Origin of the sequence: Colwellia sp. BRX8-5 (assembly GCF_014077325.1) — a bacterium.
Classification (GTDB): Bacteria; Pseudomonadota; Gammaproteobacteria; order Enterobacterales; family Alteromonadaceae; genus Colwellia_A.
This window is the reverse complement of the sequence record NZ_JACGVR010000030.1, coordinates 35,241-50,029: the sequence shown is the minus strand read 5'-3', so window position 1 is coordinate 50,029 and position 14,789 is coordinate 35,241. Positions and strand designations below refer to the sequence as shown.

At 35.1% G+C, this 14,789-nt stretch carries 13 protein-coding genes and 1 riboswitch; of the genes, 6 read left to right on the top strand and 7 right to left on the bottom strand.

Features of this window, described 5'->3' with window-relative positions; translation table 11 throughout:
- Window positions 1–130: 130 nt before the first annotated feature.
- Together H4J62_RS16115 and H4J62_RS16110 are read right to left on the bottom strand one after the other, a co-directional pair.
- Window positions 131–838, bottom strand: coding sequence for a hypothetical protein (locus H4J62_RS16115; protein WP_182217113.1), 708 nt, complete (start codon window positions 836–838; stop codon window positions 131–133).
- Window positions 839–1,014: 176 nt separating this feature from the next.
- Window positions 1,015–1,305: a hypothetical protein gene (locus tag H4J62_RS16110; RefSeq protein WP_182217114.1), complete on the bottom strand. Its 291-nt coding sequence runs from the start codon at window positions 1,303–1,305 to the stop codon at window positions 1,015–1,017.
- 667 nt (window positions 1,306–1,972) lie between these two features.
- Between H4J62_RS16110 and H4J62_RS16105 the strand changes: the two genes are divergently transcribed.
- Window positions 1,973–3,226: a mechanosensitive ion channel family protein gene (locus H4J62_RS16105; RefSeq protein ID WP_182217116.1), complete on the top strand. Its 1,254-nt coding sequence runs from the start codon at window positions 1,973–1,975 to the stop codon at window positions 3,224–3,226.
- Here H4J62_RS16105 and tesB read toward each other — a convergent pair.
- Window positions 3,223–4,080, bottom strand: a complete 858-nt coding sequence (gene tesB / locus H4J62_RS16100) for an acyl-CoA thioesterase II (protein ID WP_182217117.1) — start codon at window positions 4,078–4,080, stop codon at window positions 3,223–3,225. The two genes, H4J62_RS16105 and tesB, sit on opposite strands and share 4 nt — an antisense overlap.
- 152 nt (window positions 4,081–4,232) lie before the next feature.
- On the opposite strand from tesB, the gene H4J62_RS16095 reads away from it, so the two are divergent.
- Complete coding sequence (locus H4J62_RS16095; RefSeq protein ID WP_070375371.1) at window positions 4,233–4,487, top strand: hypothetical protein; 255 nt, start codon at window positions 4,233–4,235, stop codon at window positions 4,485–4,487.
- A gap of 66 nt (window positions 4,488–4,553) precedes the next feature.
- Here the strand turns inward: H4J62_RS16095 and H4J62_RS16090 are convergent, their stop codons facing one another.
- Both H4J62_RS16090 and H4J62_RS16085 read right to left on the bottom strand, forming a co-directional pair.
- A complete protein-coding gene (locus H4J62_RS16090) occupies window positions 4,554–5,039 on the bottom strand; it encodes a hypothetical protein (RefSeq protein WP_182217119.1) in 486 nt (161 codons plus the stop codon).
- Between the two features lie 32 nt (window positions 5,040–5,071).
- Window positions 5,072–6,904, bottom strand: coding sequence for a hypothetical protein (locus tag H4J62_RS16085; RefSeq protein ID WP_182217120.1), 1,833 nt, complete (start codon window positions 6,902–6,904; stop codon window positions 5,072–5,074).
- A gap of 159 nt (window positions 6,905–7,063) precedes the next feature.
- A riboswitch (cyclic di-GMP riboswitch) is annotated at window positions 7,064–7,146 on the top strand.
- Window positions 7,147–7,376: 230 nt separating this feature from the next.
- Between H4J62_RS16085 and H4J62_RS16080 the strand changes: the two genes are divergently transcribed.
- Both H4J62_RS16080 and H4J62_RS16075 read left to right on the top strand, forming a co-directional pair.
- Window positions 7,377–8,378: a GGDEF domain-containing protein gene (locus H4J62_RS16080; protein ID WP_182217122.1), complete on the top strand. Its 1,002-nt coding sequence runs from the start codon at window positions 7,377–7,379 to the stop codon at window positions 8,376–8,378.
- Between the two features lie 250 nt (window positions 8,379–8,628).
- On the top strand, window positions 8,629–8,928 hold the full coding sequence (locus H4J62_RS16075; RefSeq protein ID WP_182217124.1) for a cytochrome c: 300 nt from the start codon (window positions 8,629–8,631) through the stop codon (window positions 8,926–8,928).
- A 70-nt stretch (window positions 8,929–8,998) separates the two neighbouring features.
- On the opposite strand, the gene recQ is transcribed toward H4J62_RS16075, so the two are convergent.
- A complete protein-coding gene (gene recQ, locus H4J62_RS16070) occupies window positions 8,999–10,810 on the bottom strand; it encodes a DNA helicase RecQ (RefSeq protein WP_182217126.1) in 1,812 nt (603 codons plus the stop codon).
- Window positions 10,811–10,975: 165 nt separating this feature from the next.
- On the opposite strand from recQ, the gene H4J62_RS16065 reads away from it, so the two are divergent.
- Window positions 10,976–11,443, top strand: a complete 468-nt coding sequence (locus tag H4J62_RS16065; protein ID WP_070375365.1) for a thioesterase family protein — start codon at window positions 10,976–10,978, stop codon at window positions 11,441–11,443.
- Window positions 11,444–11,696: 253 nt separating this feature from the next.
- The gene (rarD, locus tag H4J62_RS16060) at window positions 11,697–12,620 is read left to right on the top strand and encodes an EamA family transporter RarD (protein ID WP_182217127.1); all 924 of its coding nucleotides are present in this window, start codon (window positions 11,697–11,699) and stop codon (window positions 12,618–12,620) included.
- Window positions 12,621–12,845: 225 nt separating this feature from the next.
- Here rarD and H4J62_RS16055 read toward each other — a convergent pair whose 3' ends face one another.
- Window positions 12,846–14,756, bottom strand: a complete 1,911-nt coding sequence (locus tag H4J62_RS16055) for a YfiR/HmsC family protein (protein WP_182217129.1) — start codon at window positions 14,754–14,756, stop codon at window positions 12,846–12,848.
- Between the last annotated feature and the right edge of the window lie 33 nt (window positions 14,757–14,789).

The window sequence follows — 14,789 nt, the reverse complement described above, 5'->3', positions numbered from 1 at the left end:
ACGAAGATGCCCTACAACGAATCAAAATATTTAGAAGCATTAAACCGAAGAGGATCGCCACTGTTAAAATTTGCAATAAATAGCTAAATTTTACTAGTTGTCCACCTCAGGGCGTGTTGTTATGTACATTTTATTGACCCGAAAAATCTCTATGAACTGTTACGACTATTTGTCCATCAGTAACTACTGGATTAAAATTAATGCTATCATTTTTATCATACCAACTTTGTTCTTGAATAACTTTTGAAAGCATTGCGCCTAAATACATACTATTAGACTCATCTGCTGTCATTTTTAATTTACACGCTGTAGTTTTACAAGAAAGGGACTGTATATCAAATCCATACTTGTCATCATTCTGAACTAATTCTCTAACATTTTGTTCGTATTCATAAGCCCATTCATGGTCAACTTCTTCTTGTTCAAACTCTTCATCAACATCTTGGCGAGAGTCATAATTACTTTCATCAATAATTTTTTTTGAAAAAGCCTGTAAATTCACCATCTCATCCTCAGATAGAGATTCTTCTTTTACTAAAACATCAATAGCTTCGACTTTCTCAGAATCCTTTAAATCAGTTTTTGCTACGATTAGCATTCCTTTAAATAGAAGAAATTCATTCTGCAGATTACTGAGAAGTATATTTGACTGCTCTAATTTAATTGAGTTTTTTTTATTTAATTTTTTCAAATCATTGATTATTAAATTCAATTCGTTTTTTTCTTTTTCCAGTAATTTAACAGTAACTTTTTCTGACATTAAATCATTGTACAAATATCCACCTAAGCAAACTAAAGTACTTATAATTACTGCATATACAACATTAAGCTTTTCCATTAAACATCCTTATTAAATTTAGTATGATCAGATATCTTGTCACATTCACTATCAAGTGACTCATACGATATGTACATAACGCCCCACTAAGAGGCAAATGATAGTTGGCTATAATAGAGAGCGCAGCGAACAAAGCCAACTGTTATTTGTCCTGCTTGAGTGGCTTGTTATACGAATTATTTGCCAAAAATACCAGAATAGATTTCATCTCTTAATTTATTGAAACTTGAGATAGAACTACCATTGGATAAACTTAAAACCACACCTACAATAATTAATAAAATAGGGATAAGTAAAGTAAATATTTTAGCCTCCATATCCTGCCTTACGATATCATTAACAATAACTGTAGAATTAGGGTCAAGAACAACTTCAAGGGCTGGGTATCCAATTAAAACACCGATACAAACAAATACGAAACCTATAATTTTAGGAAATTTTAAATGAGTTCTCTGCAGTTTAAACATACTCTGCCCTAATTTGTATAACAGTTTATTATGGAGACTTCTCAGTAATGTCCGTCCCATAAATATTATTTAATTGACATTAATATCCCATAATTTCATAGCTTTAGGAAATACAAATTTTATATTTTTGTCAGAACTTGGATATTACTGAGACTTCGCAGTAATATCCAATATAAAATTCGAGGTTATTACACATAAAATCAATGGATTAGGATATCATCTGGGTGTTTTTAGATTATTACTAAGACTTCTCAGTAATAAGACACGAATAATTGATTAGAAAATATATCGCAAATATTTTGAAGCTAACTTCCGCTTAGCGCACAAAGTGATCATTAATATGCTAAAGATAGTGTCAGTCTAAGCTTCGAAAAAGCTGACAATTTCGGATTTTTCATTAAAACCAGTATGAATCTTTATTACTCAGTATAATACTTTGATACTTGGTATAATACTTTGATACTTGGTATGAGACTTTATTACTCTCCCACATGTAGCGCTATGTTATATTAACCCTAAGCCTTTACTGGATGTGCTTAGAGTGGTCATAACATAATAAAATATAGGTCTAAAAACTAAGGAAAATTTAATGAAAAACTGTAACAATTTTATTTGCATTAATATCAACACCTTATGCATTGTTACACAAGAGAGGTCTAGTTAAAGAATGAGTGAACTCATTAGCACATGGTTAACTAACCAAGGTATCGCCGAAGCGTATTTAGCGATGGCCACCATTTTTGTTGGTTGCATGCTCATTTTTGTCATTTCAGCATTGGGATACTACCTCGCAAAATATCAGGTATTAGCTTTTGTTAACAAAATGGTCAGCAGAACAAAAAATACTTGGGATGATGTTTTATTAGAGCATAATGTTTTTTCTCGCTTCGCTTTTTTAATTCCGTTATTCGTACTGCTGTTTTTAACGCCTATTTTACTGCCCGAACAAGCATTACTTGGCGCCGTTTTAGTGGTTTTTGTAAAAATAGCTCTCAGCTTTCAAATTGCACGTTCTATTAGTGCTATTTTAAACGTCATTAGAAGTCTCTATCAAAATACTGCGCGTGACCGCTACTTACCCTTAAGCTCAACGATACAAGTGATAAAACTGGTTATTTATTTGGTTGCTACGATTCTATCTATTTCATTTATTTTAGATAAGTCACCTATTTATTTACTTAGTGGTTTAGGTGCATTAACTGCTGTTTTATTATTAGTATTTCAGGACACGATTAAAGGTTTAGTCGCTAGTATTCAAATATCAGCAAACAAAATGGTCGCGCCTGGTGACTGGATTGAAATTCCTAATTATGGTGCTGATGGCGATGTTATTGAGATTGGTTTAAATACGGTTAAAGTAAAAAACTTTGATAATACAGTGACAACTGTTCCTACGTACGCCTTAATAAACGGCTCATTTAAGAATTGGCGAGGCATGCTCAATTCAGGTGGTCGACGCATTAAGCGTAGCATTATTATTGATATCAACAGTATTTCATTTTATCAAAGTGCTGAGATTGAAAAACTTAAAGAAATCAGTTTATTAAAAGATTATTTACAGCAAAAATCTGATGAAATCACCACGAGTTTAAAAACGGCTAATTTATCTAACGATAATGTTAATAGCCGGCAGTTAACCAATGTCGGAACTTTTCGCGCTTATATTACCGCTTATTTAGCTAAACATGAAAAAATACATGATGAGATGACTTGTATGGTCAGGCAATTAGCGGCAACCGACTCAGGCTTACCGCTGGAGATATATTGTTTCAGTAATGACCAAAACTGGAAGAATTATGAGGGTATACAAGCCGATATTTTTGACCATTTATTCGCTATGGCGCCGGTATTCAGTTTACGTGTTTTTCAACATCCTACCGGCTATGACTGGCAAAAAAGTCGCTCGAGTCGACAACTTTAACGTTGACGAACTACGCCTTCTTGCATCGTTGAGGCAACAAGCTGTCCTTGACGATTAAAAATTTGCCCTTTAACTAAGCCTCGACCGCCACTTGCTGACGGACTATCCATAACGTAAAGCAGCCAATCATCAAAACGAAATGGGCGATGAAACCACATGGCATGGTCAATCGTGGCAATCTGTAAATTGGGTTGCCAATGACTCAAGCCGTGTGGAAATAAAGCCGTTGGTAAAAACAAGAAGTCAGAAGTATAAGCCAGCATATAGGTATGAATACGTAAATCATCAGATAAGGTGCCGTTTGCTTTTATCCACATCTGAGACTTAGGTGCTGTCTTTTCGGGTTGCAGCCAATTATAAGGTTTAACAGGACGCATTTCGATGGGCTTTTCAGCTAAAAATTTACCTCTAATTTCTTCAGGTATTTTATCTTGGTTGTCGAAAATGAAATCTGTGTAAGACGCTAAATCTTCAGGTGCGGGTACATCGGGCATAAGATCTTGATGCTCAATGCCTTTTTCATATTGTTGAAAAGAGGCCGTCATATAGAATATATCTTTACCGTTTTGAATTGCTTTAACACGCCGGGTGCTAAAACTTTTACCATCACGGATATTTTCGACTTCATAAACAACCGGCTTACTGGCATCACCTGGACGTAGAAAATAAGAATGAAGCGAGTGAACATTACGTGCTGAATCAACTGTTTCTTGAGCGGCAGAAACAGCTTGTCCCATTACTTGACCACCAAACAGCGCACGAAAGCCTAAATCTTGGCTTTGACCACGATAAATTCCTTGTTCGATTACCTCTAATTCTAATAATGAAGATAAATCATCCAACACTTGACTCATAATATTTAGCACTCACTGATATAAAATTTTGACTATAGCATATTTATAATTTATATCTTTAGCGACATTTTAAAATTGTTGAAAATTCATACGCTGCAAGGTAGTATCTAGGGAATAAGAAAATTATTGACTAAAAATACGAAGAGATCTCAATGGAAGCGCTATTAGAAAGAGAAGTATTGTTAGAAAGAAGGCAAGGTAGTAATGAGGAACAGTCGCTATGGGACAGGCTTTCTCTTGCACAAAAATTTGCCGCCAGTAGCATGACTCAGTTTGGTTACGACTTATCTTTTATTAGAAATAGCAATAACGGCAGCTTAGCCATATTACAATGCAATGGTAAAACAGCAACCATTAACGGTGAAGGTGAAGTAGACTCAACACCAAGTATAATTATTCGTCCTTAGTTATTCATCCTTGATTAAAGGCATATACCTAGCCTACTTTCAGAGATACATGAAAAGATGCCCCTATTAGGCATCTTTTTTAGTTTTAGTCAGTAATAAAGCTTCAATTAAAGAAATATACCCCGCTAAATTATTACTTGACCACATACGTCTTACGCTGGAATCTTGCTTAGCAACATGCGCCACGAACCTTTTAAAAGCGTCATCGTCAAAATTTCCATAACACTTTTTAGTGATTGACTGCAGTTTGCCTTTTCCTTTTAAACACTCAATAAAAATCGCGGCATAGTTATTAACCAGTGGTGAAATAATTTCAATCGTCTCAGGTTCTAATGCCTGGCAATTTTTAATTATTTGTAATCGATTTTTAACAAAATCTTCGTGTCGCTTGGCAATTATTGCCATAGAGTCTATATAAAACTTATTTTCTTTCTGACTACTACTGAGCTCTTTTTTCACACTAAATAATTCGCGTTGTAGAACTTCCGCTCGAAAATAAAAATAAATACTCAAAGCTACAAAAATAGCAGCAATGGACAATACAAAAATCATATTAAACCTATTAAAATAAAAAGTAATATTGACTACGCTTTAGTGGTTTCACTTAAACGCGATAAAAATATGTAAGGGTCTATATCTTGTGCTGTGGGTGATCCATAGGCGTAGCCAATTTTAAGTGAATAATCACCTAAATTGGCGAAGAATCTCAGTTTAATTGCGTTAGCTAAACTATTTAACTTAATCGCTATTTCAGCTTGAGTTTGGTGAGGACCTATCAGTAAATATTCACCATCGTTAATAGTACCCGCTTCATCAAATTCACCTTTTGACTCATTAAGTAAGATCGCTAATGTTTTTGAAACTTCGAGCATAATTTTATCATTAAAGTGAAAGGTAAGCTCTTGCCAGTTAACAACTGATAAGTAGCCAATCGCTAAGGGATAGTCGTATTTCCTCGCCATTTTATAATTCACTTGATAATTTCTTTTCGTTTGGGAGGGCGTTACCAAATAAGATAATGGCTGTTCCACTTCATCGTATACTTGATTTAAGCGCAACGTTCTTTGTCTTAATCCAAAAAAAACCAACGTAATGACTAATAGAATAACGATCACAATCAATAAATATATAACCTCTTTTTGCGCGATAAATTTTGCACTGAATTGAGTTTGTAACTTACTCTGTTCAGCGAGATTCAGGATTAAATTTCGACTTTTATCATTTGCACTTAACATTTGACTGGAGTCAATAATTAATGAGGGCTCAGCCTTTTTCTGAAACTGTTGAAGTAATTCAAGATAATTTTTATGGGCCATTAACGCATTTTTATAATCACCGTTTTGCTGATACATATGACTTAATAAAAGTAATAATTTAGCCTGCTTTTTTGATAGCTTTATGTGTTTAGCAGTTAATTCAGCTAATTGAAGGTAATGTTGATATACAGCTTTATTGTTTAATAGACTTGAGGTCTCTGCTAATAGAATTAACGAGGTTAAATAAGGCTTATTTAAGCTCTTTTCATTAAATGTAGCACTGGCTGATAATAGCCAATTATGTGAGTCACTAAATTCTCCCTGCTTTAATAACACCTCTGCCAATCCTAATTCAGCATAGGCAGCACTAATTGGAGCATTTTTATTTTTGCCGTGTTTTTGTGCTTCCCAAAAAGCATTGTAAGCATCATCAAATAAATTTAACTGAAAATAAGCACGGCCTAAGTGTAAATAAGTTTGGTCAATATTAGCCAGTTTGTCTAAATCAAATTTTAACGTTAATAGCTTATTTTGCATGGTTAGCGATGTTTGATAATCGCCTAAATAATAATATGCCGTTGCTAAAATTTCTAAAAGACAAAGGTGATCCTCATACTGAGGATTTACCGAAATCAGCACCTTAACTTGATTAAGATCATTCATCGATAAATCGTTTTTATTTTGCAACGCATAGGTAACAGCTCGATAACTCAAAGCAATTAAACGATATTTTAGCACTTGTGGAGAATCTGCCATTAAAATGACATTGGTTGCTATATTTTGAGTTTGCTCATACTTCTCCTGTAAAAAATAGCCATCTGCAACTTTCAGTAATAAATTAAACTTTATGGCTGGTTCGAGTCCTTGCAGAGAAATTCCATCTTGCGCAAAATGAAATGCTTCGCTATTTTCACCTTTATTATTGGCAACATCAGCAAGAAGGATGAAGGTTTTCCCACGAATTTGGACGGTATAATTTTCTTGAGACCCCAAAATTTTTTTTGAAAGTGTAATGATCTCTTCGTAGGGAAGGTTTTCAGCGTCTTGTAAAAAATAGCGTTCAACATCTTTAATGTTTTGCTCAACGTTTAAAGCATCATTGGCAAAACAAAATAAAGGGGCTATAAAAAAACAAAGGATCAACAACAGTTTACAGGGCATTATTAACTAAAATCCTTTATCTAATGATCAGTAGAGTGATCAGCCATAACCTATAAATTTATCTATTACTTATAGGCTTTCGTTACGGTTCAACAAATTATTCATAATAAAGGTTTACAAGCATAGTTCAACGCTTATAATGAATTTAGAGTTTCTAAAACTCGAAAAGGGCAAATCTAGTGAAAGCTAGAGACGCAAAGTTACCGGTCTAAGGGGAAACCTAGGATAGCGGAACTGCCAAGTATAGATATAGTGGGGGCTTGTCTTTATTTTGAACAGTTTGCTTTCGGTATACTTTGCGGTCCTTCCCTTCTTTTTAATTATTTTCTGTCATATATTACCTTCATTTAAAATACTATATAACTAAATATATGTTTTTTATAGACAAAAAATATATGTGGTACTTTACTTGTTTATACTAGAAAATGGTCTATTGATATTGTTAATTGGGTGTAAAAATTGAGATGGAACAATGAAGTATCATGATTCCATAAAACAAGCTGAACTAAAAATGAACATGGCCGTAAAACAATTACAGCGATGGTTTTTACCTGTCAGCCCAATTAATTATTCAGTTAGCTACGAATATATTAATAAAAAAAACATTCTTCTTAATACTGCCATTGAAAATAAACTTGCCACGGGTAAAAAGCTTGATGATTTTTTCATTGAAGAAAACTATCGTCAATTCATTTTAGGCCAAAGTAAATTCAGAGATGAACTCATTGACGACCTTGATGACGTTGTCACCCATGTTGAAAAAAACAGCCAAAAATCATCGCAGAGTATTAATAAACTTATTACCACGCTAGACAGCAATATTTCTGATCTACAATCTGCCGATAAAGAAAAAATAGTCGTTGCGGTAAATAGTATTCGCCAGGCATCTAAAGCCTTTAAACTACACCAACAAAAATTTGCTGAACATATTTCTTTTACCCGTAAAAAGACCCAGGCGTTAAAAGTTGAATTAAAAGAAGTACGTGAAGAAATTTACATGGATCCACTTACCGGTCTTTATAATCGTAAAGCTATGTCTAAGCATTTAGATTTATGGCTAACAGAAGATCCAAGTCGGCAAGTTGCCGCAATTGTCGTCTGTGTTGATCAAATTTCAGAAGTTAATCTGCAATTCGGTCATTTAATAAGTGATGTTCTCTTATCAAAAATAGCCAGTAAAGTGAGTAGTTATGTTGATGGCAGCGGTCTACCAATACGTTCAGGTGGCGATGAATTTTTAATTCTGTTACCTGATATTGACAAAGAAAGTGCTCGAGAAATTGCCAGTAAAATAACACATGGCGTTGAAAAGCTTCGCTTTGTTAGTAGTAAGTCTGGTATTAGATTACCTCAAATGACATTGTCTACTGGTGTAGACACCTTTAATATTGCTGAAAATGCCAGCAGTATCTTAAAAAAATCACGTCTGTTACTACCCGATTTATACAAAAAAAATAATACATTAAGTTCTTAATCGCTCAACAAGATTCTTTTTGCTTGATGACATTTTTCTCTCGCTGATATTTTCATTTCAATAAATAATATCAGTGATAGTATGCCCAACTTTACTCAATATAATCGGTAATAATCTTAATATACTCGGTGGTAAATCAAAGAAGATTACATTGCGAGTGCTTAGCTAAAAATAGTCGACGACAGCCTCCTTGTTTTCTCATATACTGAATGCAGTGTAAAATTCCTAACGACTAAGAGAGAAATAATTTATGAAAAAAATTACTTTAGCTGTTGCTGCTACTTTAATGATGGCGTCTCCTGTTTTTGCTGGTGATGCTGCTGCTGGTAAAGCAAAAACTGGTATGTGTGCTGCTTGTCATGGTGCTGCTGGTATCTCTGCGGTACCTATGTACCCAAACCTTGCTGGTCAAAAAGAAGCTTATCTTGCTAAACAGTTGAAAGACTTTAAAGCGGGTAAACGTAAAGATCCTGTTATGGGACCTATGGCTATGGGTTTAAGTGATGAAGATATCGCAAATATTTCGGCTTATTACGCTAGTTTAAAATAAACTCAGTAGTTATTGTTGAACCTGGTTCATCAAAAATAATATTAAAAAACGCTCAATTGAGCGTTTTTTTTTAAGCATTATGCTGTTGAATAACTTGCAAAAAGTCATGTCCATAACGGGCAAGTTTTGTATCACCAATACCATTAATATTTAGCATTTGTTGTGATGTTTTTGGCTTTATACGCGCAAGCTCTGACAACGTTGCATCATTGAAAACAATGAATGGCGCAATATCCTCTGCATCTGCAATCGTTTTACGCAAACTTCTTAATTTAACAAATAAGACACGGTCATAACGTTTATCGGTTTTATCTTGTTGCCAATAACTCGCTTTTTGCAACCTTGGTGAAGCTAACATTAAGGGTTCATCCCCTTTCAACACCGAGCGCGATGCTTGTGTTAAAAATAACGCAGATTGTTGAGAAATATCTTGCTGTAAAAATCCCAAATGAATCAATTGTCTAATAATAGCAAACCAATATCCCGGAGTTTTACTTTTACCGATAGCGAAAGTTGACACTTTTTCATGCTGCAGTTGCCTAACTTTTTCGGTTAACTCCCCTCTGAGCACTTGCACAACATGTTCAATATCACCTTGTTGCTGGATACGAAACACACAAGATAAGACTTTTTGTGCCGCTTCAGTAGCGTCAAATTGAGTGGGTGGATCTAAACAAATATCACAGTTACCACATTTTTTAGTGGTAAATTCTGCAAAATAATTAAGTACAACTTGTCGACGGCAGGTTTGAGCTTCAATAAAACCTTTTAACGCTTGAAAACGCTGTTGTTCAACGTTCACCCTTTCTTCATTATCACCATCAGCTATATACTTGGTAATGCGTTCTACATCTTTTTCATCATACAAAAATAACGCTTCTGCCGCTAAACCGTCTCGGCCAGCACGGCCAATCTCTTGATAATATGACTCGAGTGTTCTTGGAGGTTCAAAATGAATCACAAAGCGGATATTTGATTTATTGATGCCCAATCCAAAAGCTACGGTGGCAATAACCACTTGAATATTATCTTTGGCAAAACCGTCTTGGACAATATTGCGCATCTCTGTTTCCATGCCAGCATGATAGGCAGAACAATTTATACCCGCACTTGCTAACATTTTAGATAATTTCTCAACTTGCCAGCGGCTACTACAGTAAACAATGCCGCAATCATCACCACGCTTTTTAATGTAGCGTAACACCTGGTGATCGCCCTTATATTTATCCGCTAAGGTAAAACGAATATTAGGCCGGTCAAAGCTATCAAGATGAATATAAGGATCAGTCAATGCGAGTTGAAGAAGAATATCTCTTCGGGTTGTAACATCGGCAGTTGCTGTTAACGCCATAACCGGTACCGATGGAAATCGTTGTTTAATTGTATGAAGTTGTGTGTATGCCGGCCGAAAATCATGTCCCCATTGTGAAATACAATGTGCTTCGTCAATAGCAAATAAACTTATCTGTATGCTTGCCAAGCGTTGCATAAAATAATAATTTTTTAAGCGCTCTGGAGCTATGTATAACAACTTAAGCTCACTACGAGATAAACGCTCAAAAATATCATTGATTGTTTCTTGATCTAAACTCGAATTAACAAAAGCCGCTGAAATACCTTGTCGAGTCAAACCATCAACTTGATCTTTCATTAAAGCTATTAAGGGTGAAACAACGATGGTTATTCCTGGTAATAATACGGCAGGCAGTTGATAACACATCGATTTACCACCACCCGTTGGCATAAGTACTAAACTGTCTCGACCTTGAAATAATTGCTGAATAATTTCTAATTGTCCACTTCGAAAAGTTTGATAACCAAAATGATGCTTTAACGCATCTTCAAGCTGAGCTTGTGAGACTGTGGGGGGGGCTTTTAGCAACGGAGTAAACTTTATTAAACGACAATTATTGTTATTTTACCCCAGCCACAAAAAAAGTCGAGAGCACTATTTTAGTATTTATTGAATGCTTAGAAAGATAAGTGCTAAGCTACAATGAAGACATTAGACCAGTTAGAAAAATCTGCTGGTTAAATTGGAAGGATTATGACAAATAATTTAGATGAAAAACAAATGATTGAGCAACTTACTCATTTTTGGTCACACAACCTTCCCTTTAATAAATTACTGGGCCTAACCGTTAGTAAATTTGATTGTAATACCTCTGAAGTACGTTTTTTATGGCAAGATAAGTTAATGGGCAACCCATTACAGAAAACGCTACATGGTGGTGTCACTGCATCAGCCCTTGATTTTGCCGGTGGTGTTGTTGTGGCAGCGAATATGATTGAACAACTTGAGCACAAAACACCAACAACAATTCAACAAAGTTTGAGCTGCCTAGGAACGATAGATCTGCGTACCGATTATTTACGACCAGGTCGTGGTGAGGAGTTTATCGCTACAGCTCATATTATTCGTAGTGGCAATAAAGTCGCGGTTGCTCGCATGGAATTACATAACGAAAAAGGTGACCACATTGCTTTTGGCACCGGTACTTATCTAGTTGGTTAATATTCACCCGTTAATTTTTAAAGTGCTGGCTTTGTGTTCATACGATAGCTAGATTCAGGTCTATTTAAAAACGTACAACAGATATTCATTGTAAATGAGTAGTTATTAGCTAATTAAAGTGAATAACGTTAGCAAAAGTATTATCAATATACAGCCGACAGTTTGCGGTTATCGAACAAGTAAAGCGCTGAAATTAAAATCATTGTGTTATAATTCGGCTCTTTATTTTTGCTGCTAAAGTTTACTGAAAATCATGACTGTAACTGATAACAAAGACCGTAATGGCGTAATTAACGCGATTAGTGCTTATCTGCTTTGGGGTTTAGCGCCCATCTATTTCAAATTAATTTCTTCTATCAGCCCTGATGAAATTATGGTTCATCGTATTATTTGGTCGAGCCTACTGTTATTTCTAATCGTTATCATCAGTAAAAGATTTCGGGTATTAATCGATACACTCAAACAACCTAGGTTATTGGCTAAACTTGCCTTATCCGCTACTTTTCTATTAGTAAATTGGTTTTTATTCATCTGGGCGATAAATAATGATCATCTACTAGATGCGAGTTTAGGTTATTTTATCAATCCTTTATTTAGTGTCGCACTCGGTGTTATTTTTTTAGGTGAGCGTTTGCGAAAAATGCAGAAGTTTGCCGTTGCGCTGGCATTATGTGGCGTGTTAATTCAACTGGTTGCATTAGGTTCATTACCGGTAATTTCATTAGCACTTGCTGGAACGTTCGGTATTTATGGCTTGTTACGTAAAAAAATGCACCTTGATTCTTTTGTTGGTTTATTAATTGAATCAAGCATGATGCTACCGCTCGCGATTGTTTATTGGTTGTTATTTGTTAATACTAATACCGCTAACATGTTTGAAAATAGCTCAAATTTAAACCTGCTATTGATCGCTGCTGGCGTAGTTACTACAGCGCCACTGTTATGTTTTACTGCTGCGGCAAAGAGATTAACATTATCAACGCTAGGTTTTTTTCAATACATTGGACCCAGTATTATGTTTTTTTTAGCAACCTTCTATTATCAAGAAACATTGCAACCTGCTAAATTAGTCACCTTTGCTGCGATTTGGTTAGCTTTAGTTATTTATAGCCTTGACTCACTAAAAGCCAGAAATGAAAAACGTAAATTAGCATTGAATGAAGGATTAAGCCGTTAATTGTATTACCGGGATTATATCTAAGGTTGGTTAAGTACTGGCCTTAAGCTTTTTTGCCAGAGTAAGCTGAACACTAGAAACTTGTGCTAGTTTACTTTCAAGCTTTATTGGCAGGGTGATCTGAAAACTAGACCCTAGTGCTAGTTTAATTTTGATCTTACTTTGTAGTTTTTAACTGTTAGTAATGCTGTAGAGACTATTTAAAAACCATGTGATTTAGTTAAGTTAAGTATTGGCTTTAAGCTTTATTGGCAGGGTAATCTGAAAACTAGACCCTAGGGCTAGTTTACTTTTAATTTTGATATTGCCTTGTAGTTTTTGACATATAATATTATAAACAATATTCATTCCTAAGCCAGTACCGCCAGAATTTCTTTTGGTGGTGAAGAAAGGTTCAAAAATATTATCTAGCACATGTTGAGTCATGCCATGGCCATCATCTTTAAAGACGATAACAACATGACCGTCTTGGGTTTTCGTTAAGTTGATAGCAATATTGCCCTGTGCTTTATTTTCAAAAGCGTGCTTTAACGCATTCGTGACTAAATTTGTTAGCACCTGCGCTAACGCTCCTGGAATGGTGGTTATTTTCAATTCACTTTCACCGCTATATTGATAACTCACTCTAAAGCGCTTCATTTCTGCCGATAACGTAGACATGACCTCTTCAATATAACTGACTAAATCAATTTCTCGCTCTTCTCCCACCATTTGATCGGCTGCGACTTGCTTGAAGTTATTCAACAACTCAATAACACGCTCTAAAGCGTTAGTATTCAAGTTAGAAGCCTTCTCCATACCACTAAAGTAATGTTGCATTGCCGTGCGGGTTAAGTTGCCTGTTTCAAAGTTTTTACGAATCTTGAGAGTACTTTCTAAAGCTGTACTTGTTGATGTTACTGCAATACCAAGCGGGGTATTAATTTCATGGGCAACCCCTGCAGTTAAGGTGCCTAACGACGCCATTTTTTCAGATTGAATTAATTGTTTTTGCATCTTTTGTAAATTTTCCAGCGTACGAGTTAATGTTCGTGTTGTCTGCCTATTTTTAACAAAAAGTACAACCACTAATCCTGAAATCAACACTAACAGGGTAAGAAAAGAAGCCATTACAATCAAATAAAGTCGCTGTTTATCAATGCGTTCTTCGCGATTTTCTAACTCTTCATTTTTTTTATTTAATTGCATGCCTTGAAAACTTATTTGTTGCTGTTGCCGTTGCAAAATATCTTTATTAGTCAATATTTTTTCAGCCATAGCCCTATTTTCTTGTTCTTTATTGACAACCGAGCTTTGTTGGTTCTCTAAGTTTTTTTTTGCTACTTTTAACTGGGTTGCTACTTGCTGTAATTGCAGCTCTTTGGTTTTTATCGAGCGTTGCTGTTGTTCAGTATCTATTTTTAGGATATTTAGCTCTTGCTGACGCTTACCCGCCATTTTTTCTTGCTGTGTTAAATTCTTATTTAAGGTATTAAGCTTTTCTTTTGCTGAGGATATTTGATTTTCTTGATCGGTTAACTTTTGGTTCAACCTTGCTTCACGCGCCCTAATGACTTGTAATGCCAACTCTGTTTCTCTATACAAGGTAGCCACCTGAAGTTCAGTCCCACCTGACAATAATAATTCAGCAGACATCACCAAACCCTCAAAGACAATATTTGATTTATTCACTTCAAAATCTATCGCAGAATTTTCAACATCGTTAACTAGGTTGATCATCACATTATGCTTATCAATACTGTTATCAGTAATCAAAAGTGTGCTGCTACTGCGAAGAATGGCAGCAATATCGGCTATTTCAGTATTGGTATTGGCCGCAGTAAAAAACAAGTCAGTTTGTTTACCCGCTTCGATATTTTTTATGACAATAACTTTGATTGGCTTGTTTCTAATGACACGCTTAGCCAAAGTTTTATTAAGCAAGGCAGCAAAGATATCATCACCATAAACACCAACAACAAATTGCTGTTTGTTATTTTCATTTTGCCAGCTAACATGTTTAATAAAATTGTAAATATAAGCGGCTTTAACTTGCTCACTATCAATTTGCTGTGCAAAAATTGAGTTTGAGGTGCTAATAAAAAAACAAAACAACATCAGCAAATGTTTGCTCATGAGCATTATTTTTTTCTTCATTTAGTGCACCCTGTTGTTAAAATAGTTTAACCA

Excerpts from the sequence above, each read along its gene's own strand:
- H4J62_RS16085 (WP_182217120.1), bottom strand. The coding sequence starts at position 6,904 with ATGCCCTGTAAACTGTTGTTGATCCTTTGTTTTTTTATAGCCCCTTTA.
- H4J62_RS16055 (WP_182217129.1), bottom strand. The coding sequence starts at position 14,756 with ATGAAGAAAAAAATAATGCTCATGAGCAAACATTTGCTGATGTTGTTT.
- tesB (WP_182217117.1), bottom strand. The coding sequence starts at position 4,080 with ATGAGTCAAGTGTTGGATGATTTATCTTCATTATTAGAATTAGAGGTA.
- H4J62_RS16110 (WP_182217114.1), bottom strand. The coding sequence starts at position 1,305 with ATGTTTAAACTGCAGAGAACTCATTTAAAATTTCCTAAAATTATAGGT.
- H4J62_RS16115 (WP_182217113.1), bottom strand. The coding sequence starts at position 838 with ATGGAAAAGCTTAATGTTGTATATGCAGTAATTATAAGTACTTTAGTT.
- H4J62_RS16105 (WP_182217116.1), top strand. The coding sequence starts at position 1,973 with ATGAGTGAACTCATTAGCACATGGTTAACTAACCAAGGTATCGCCGAA.
- H4J62_RS16075 (WP_182217124.1), top strand. The coding sequence starts at position 8,629 with ATGAAAAAAATTACTTTAGCTGTTGCTGCTACTTTAATGATGGCGTCT.
- H4J62_RS16080 (WP_182217122.1), top strand. The coding sequence starts at position 7,377 with ATGAAGTATCATGATTCCATAAAACAAGCTGAACTAAAAATGAACATG.
- H4J62_RS16090 (WP_182217119.1), bottom strand. The coding sequence starts at position 5,039 with ATGATTTTTGTATTGTCCATTGCTGCTATTTTTGTAGCTTTGAGTATT.
- H4J62_RS16065 (WP_070375365.1), top strand. The coding sequence starts at position 10,976 with ATGACAAATAATTTAGATGAAAAACAAATGATTGAGCAACTTACTCAT.
- rarD (WP_182217127.1), top strand. The coding sequence starts at position 11,697 with ATGACTGTAACTGATAACAAAGACCGTAATGGCGTAATTAACGCGATT.
- H4J62_RS16095 (WP_070375371.1), top strand. The coding sequence starts at position 4,233 with ATGGAAGCGCTATTAGAAAGAGAAGTATTGTTAGAAAGAAGGCAAGGT.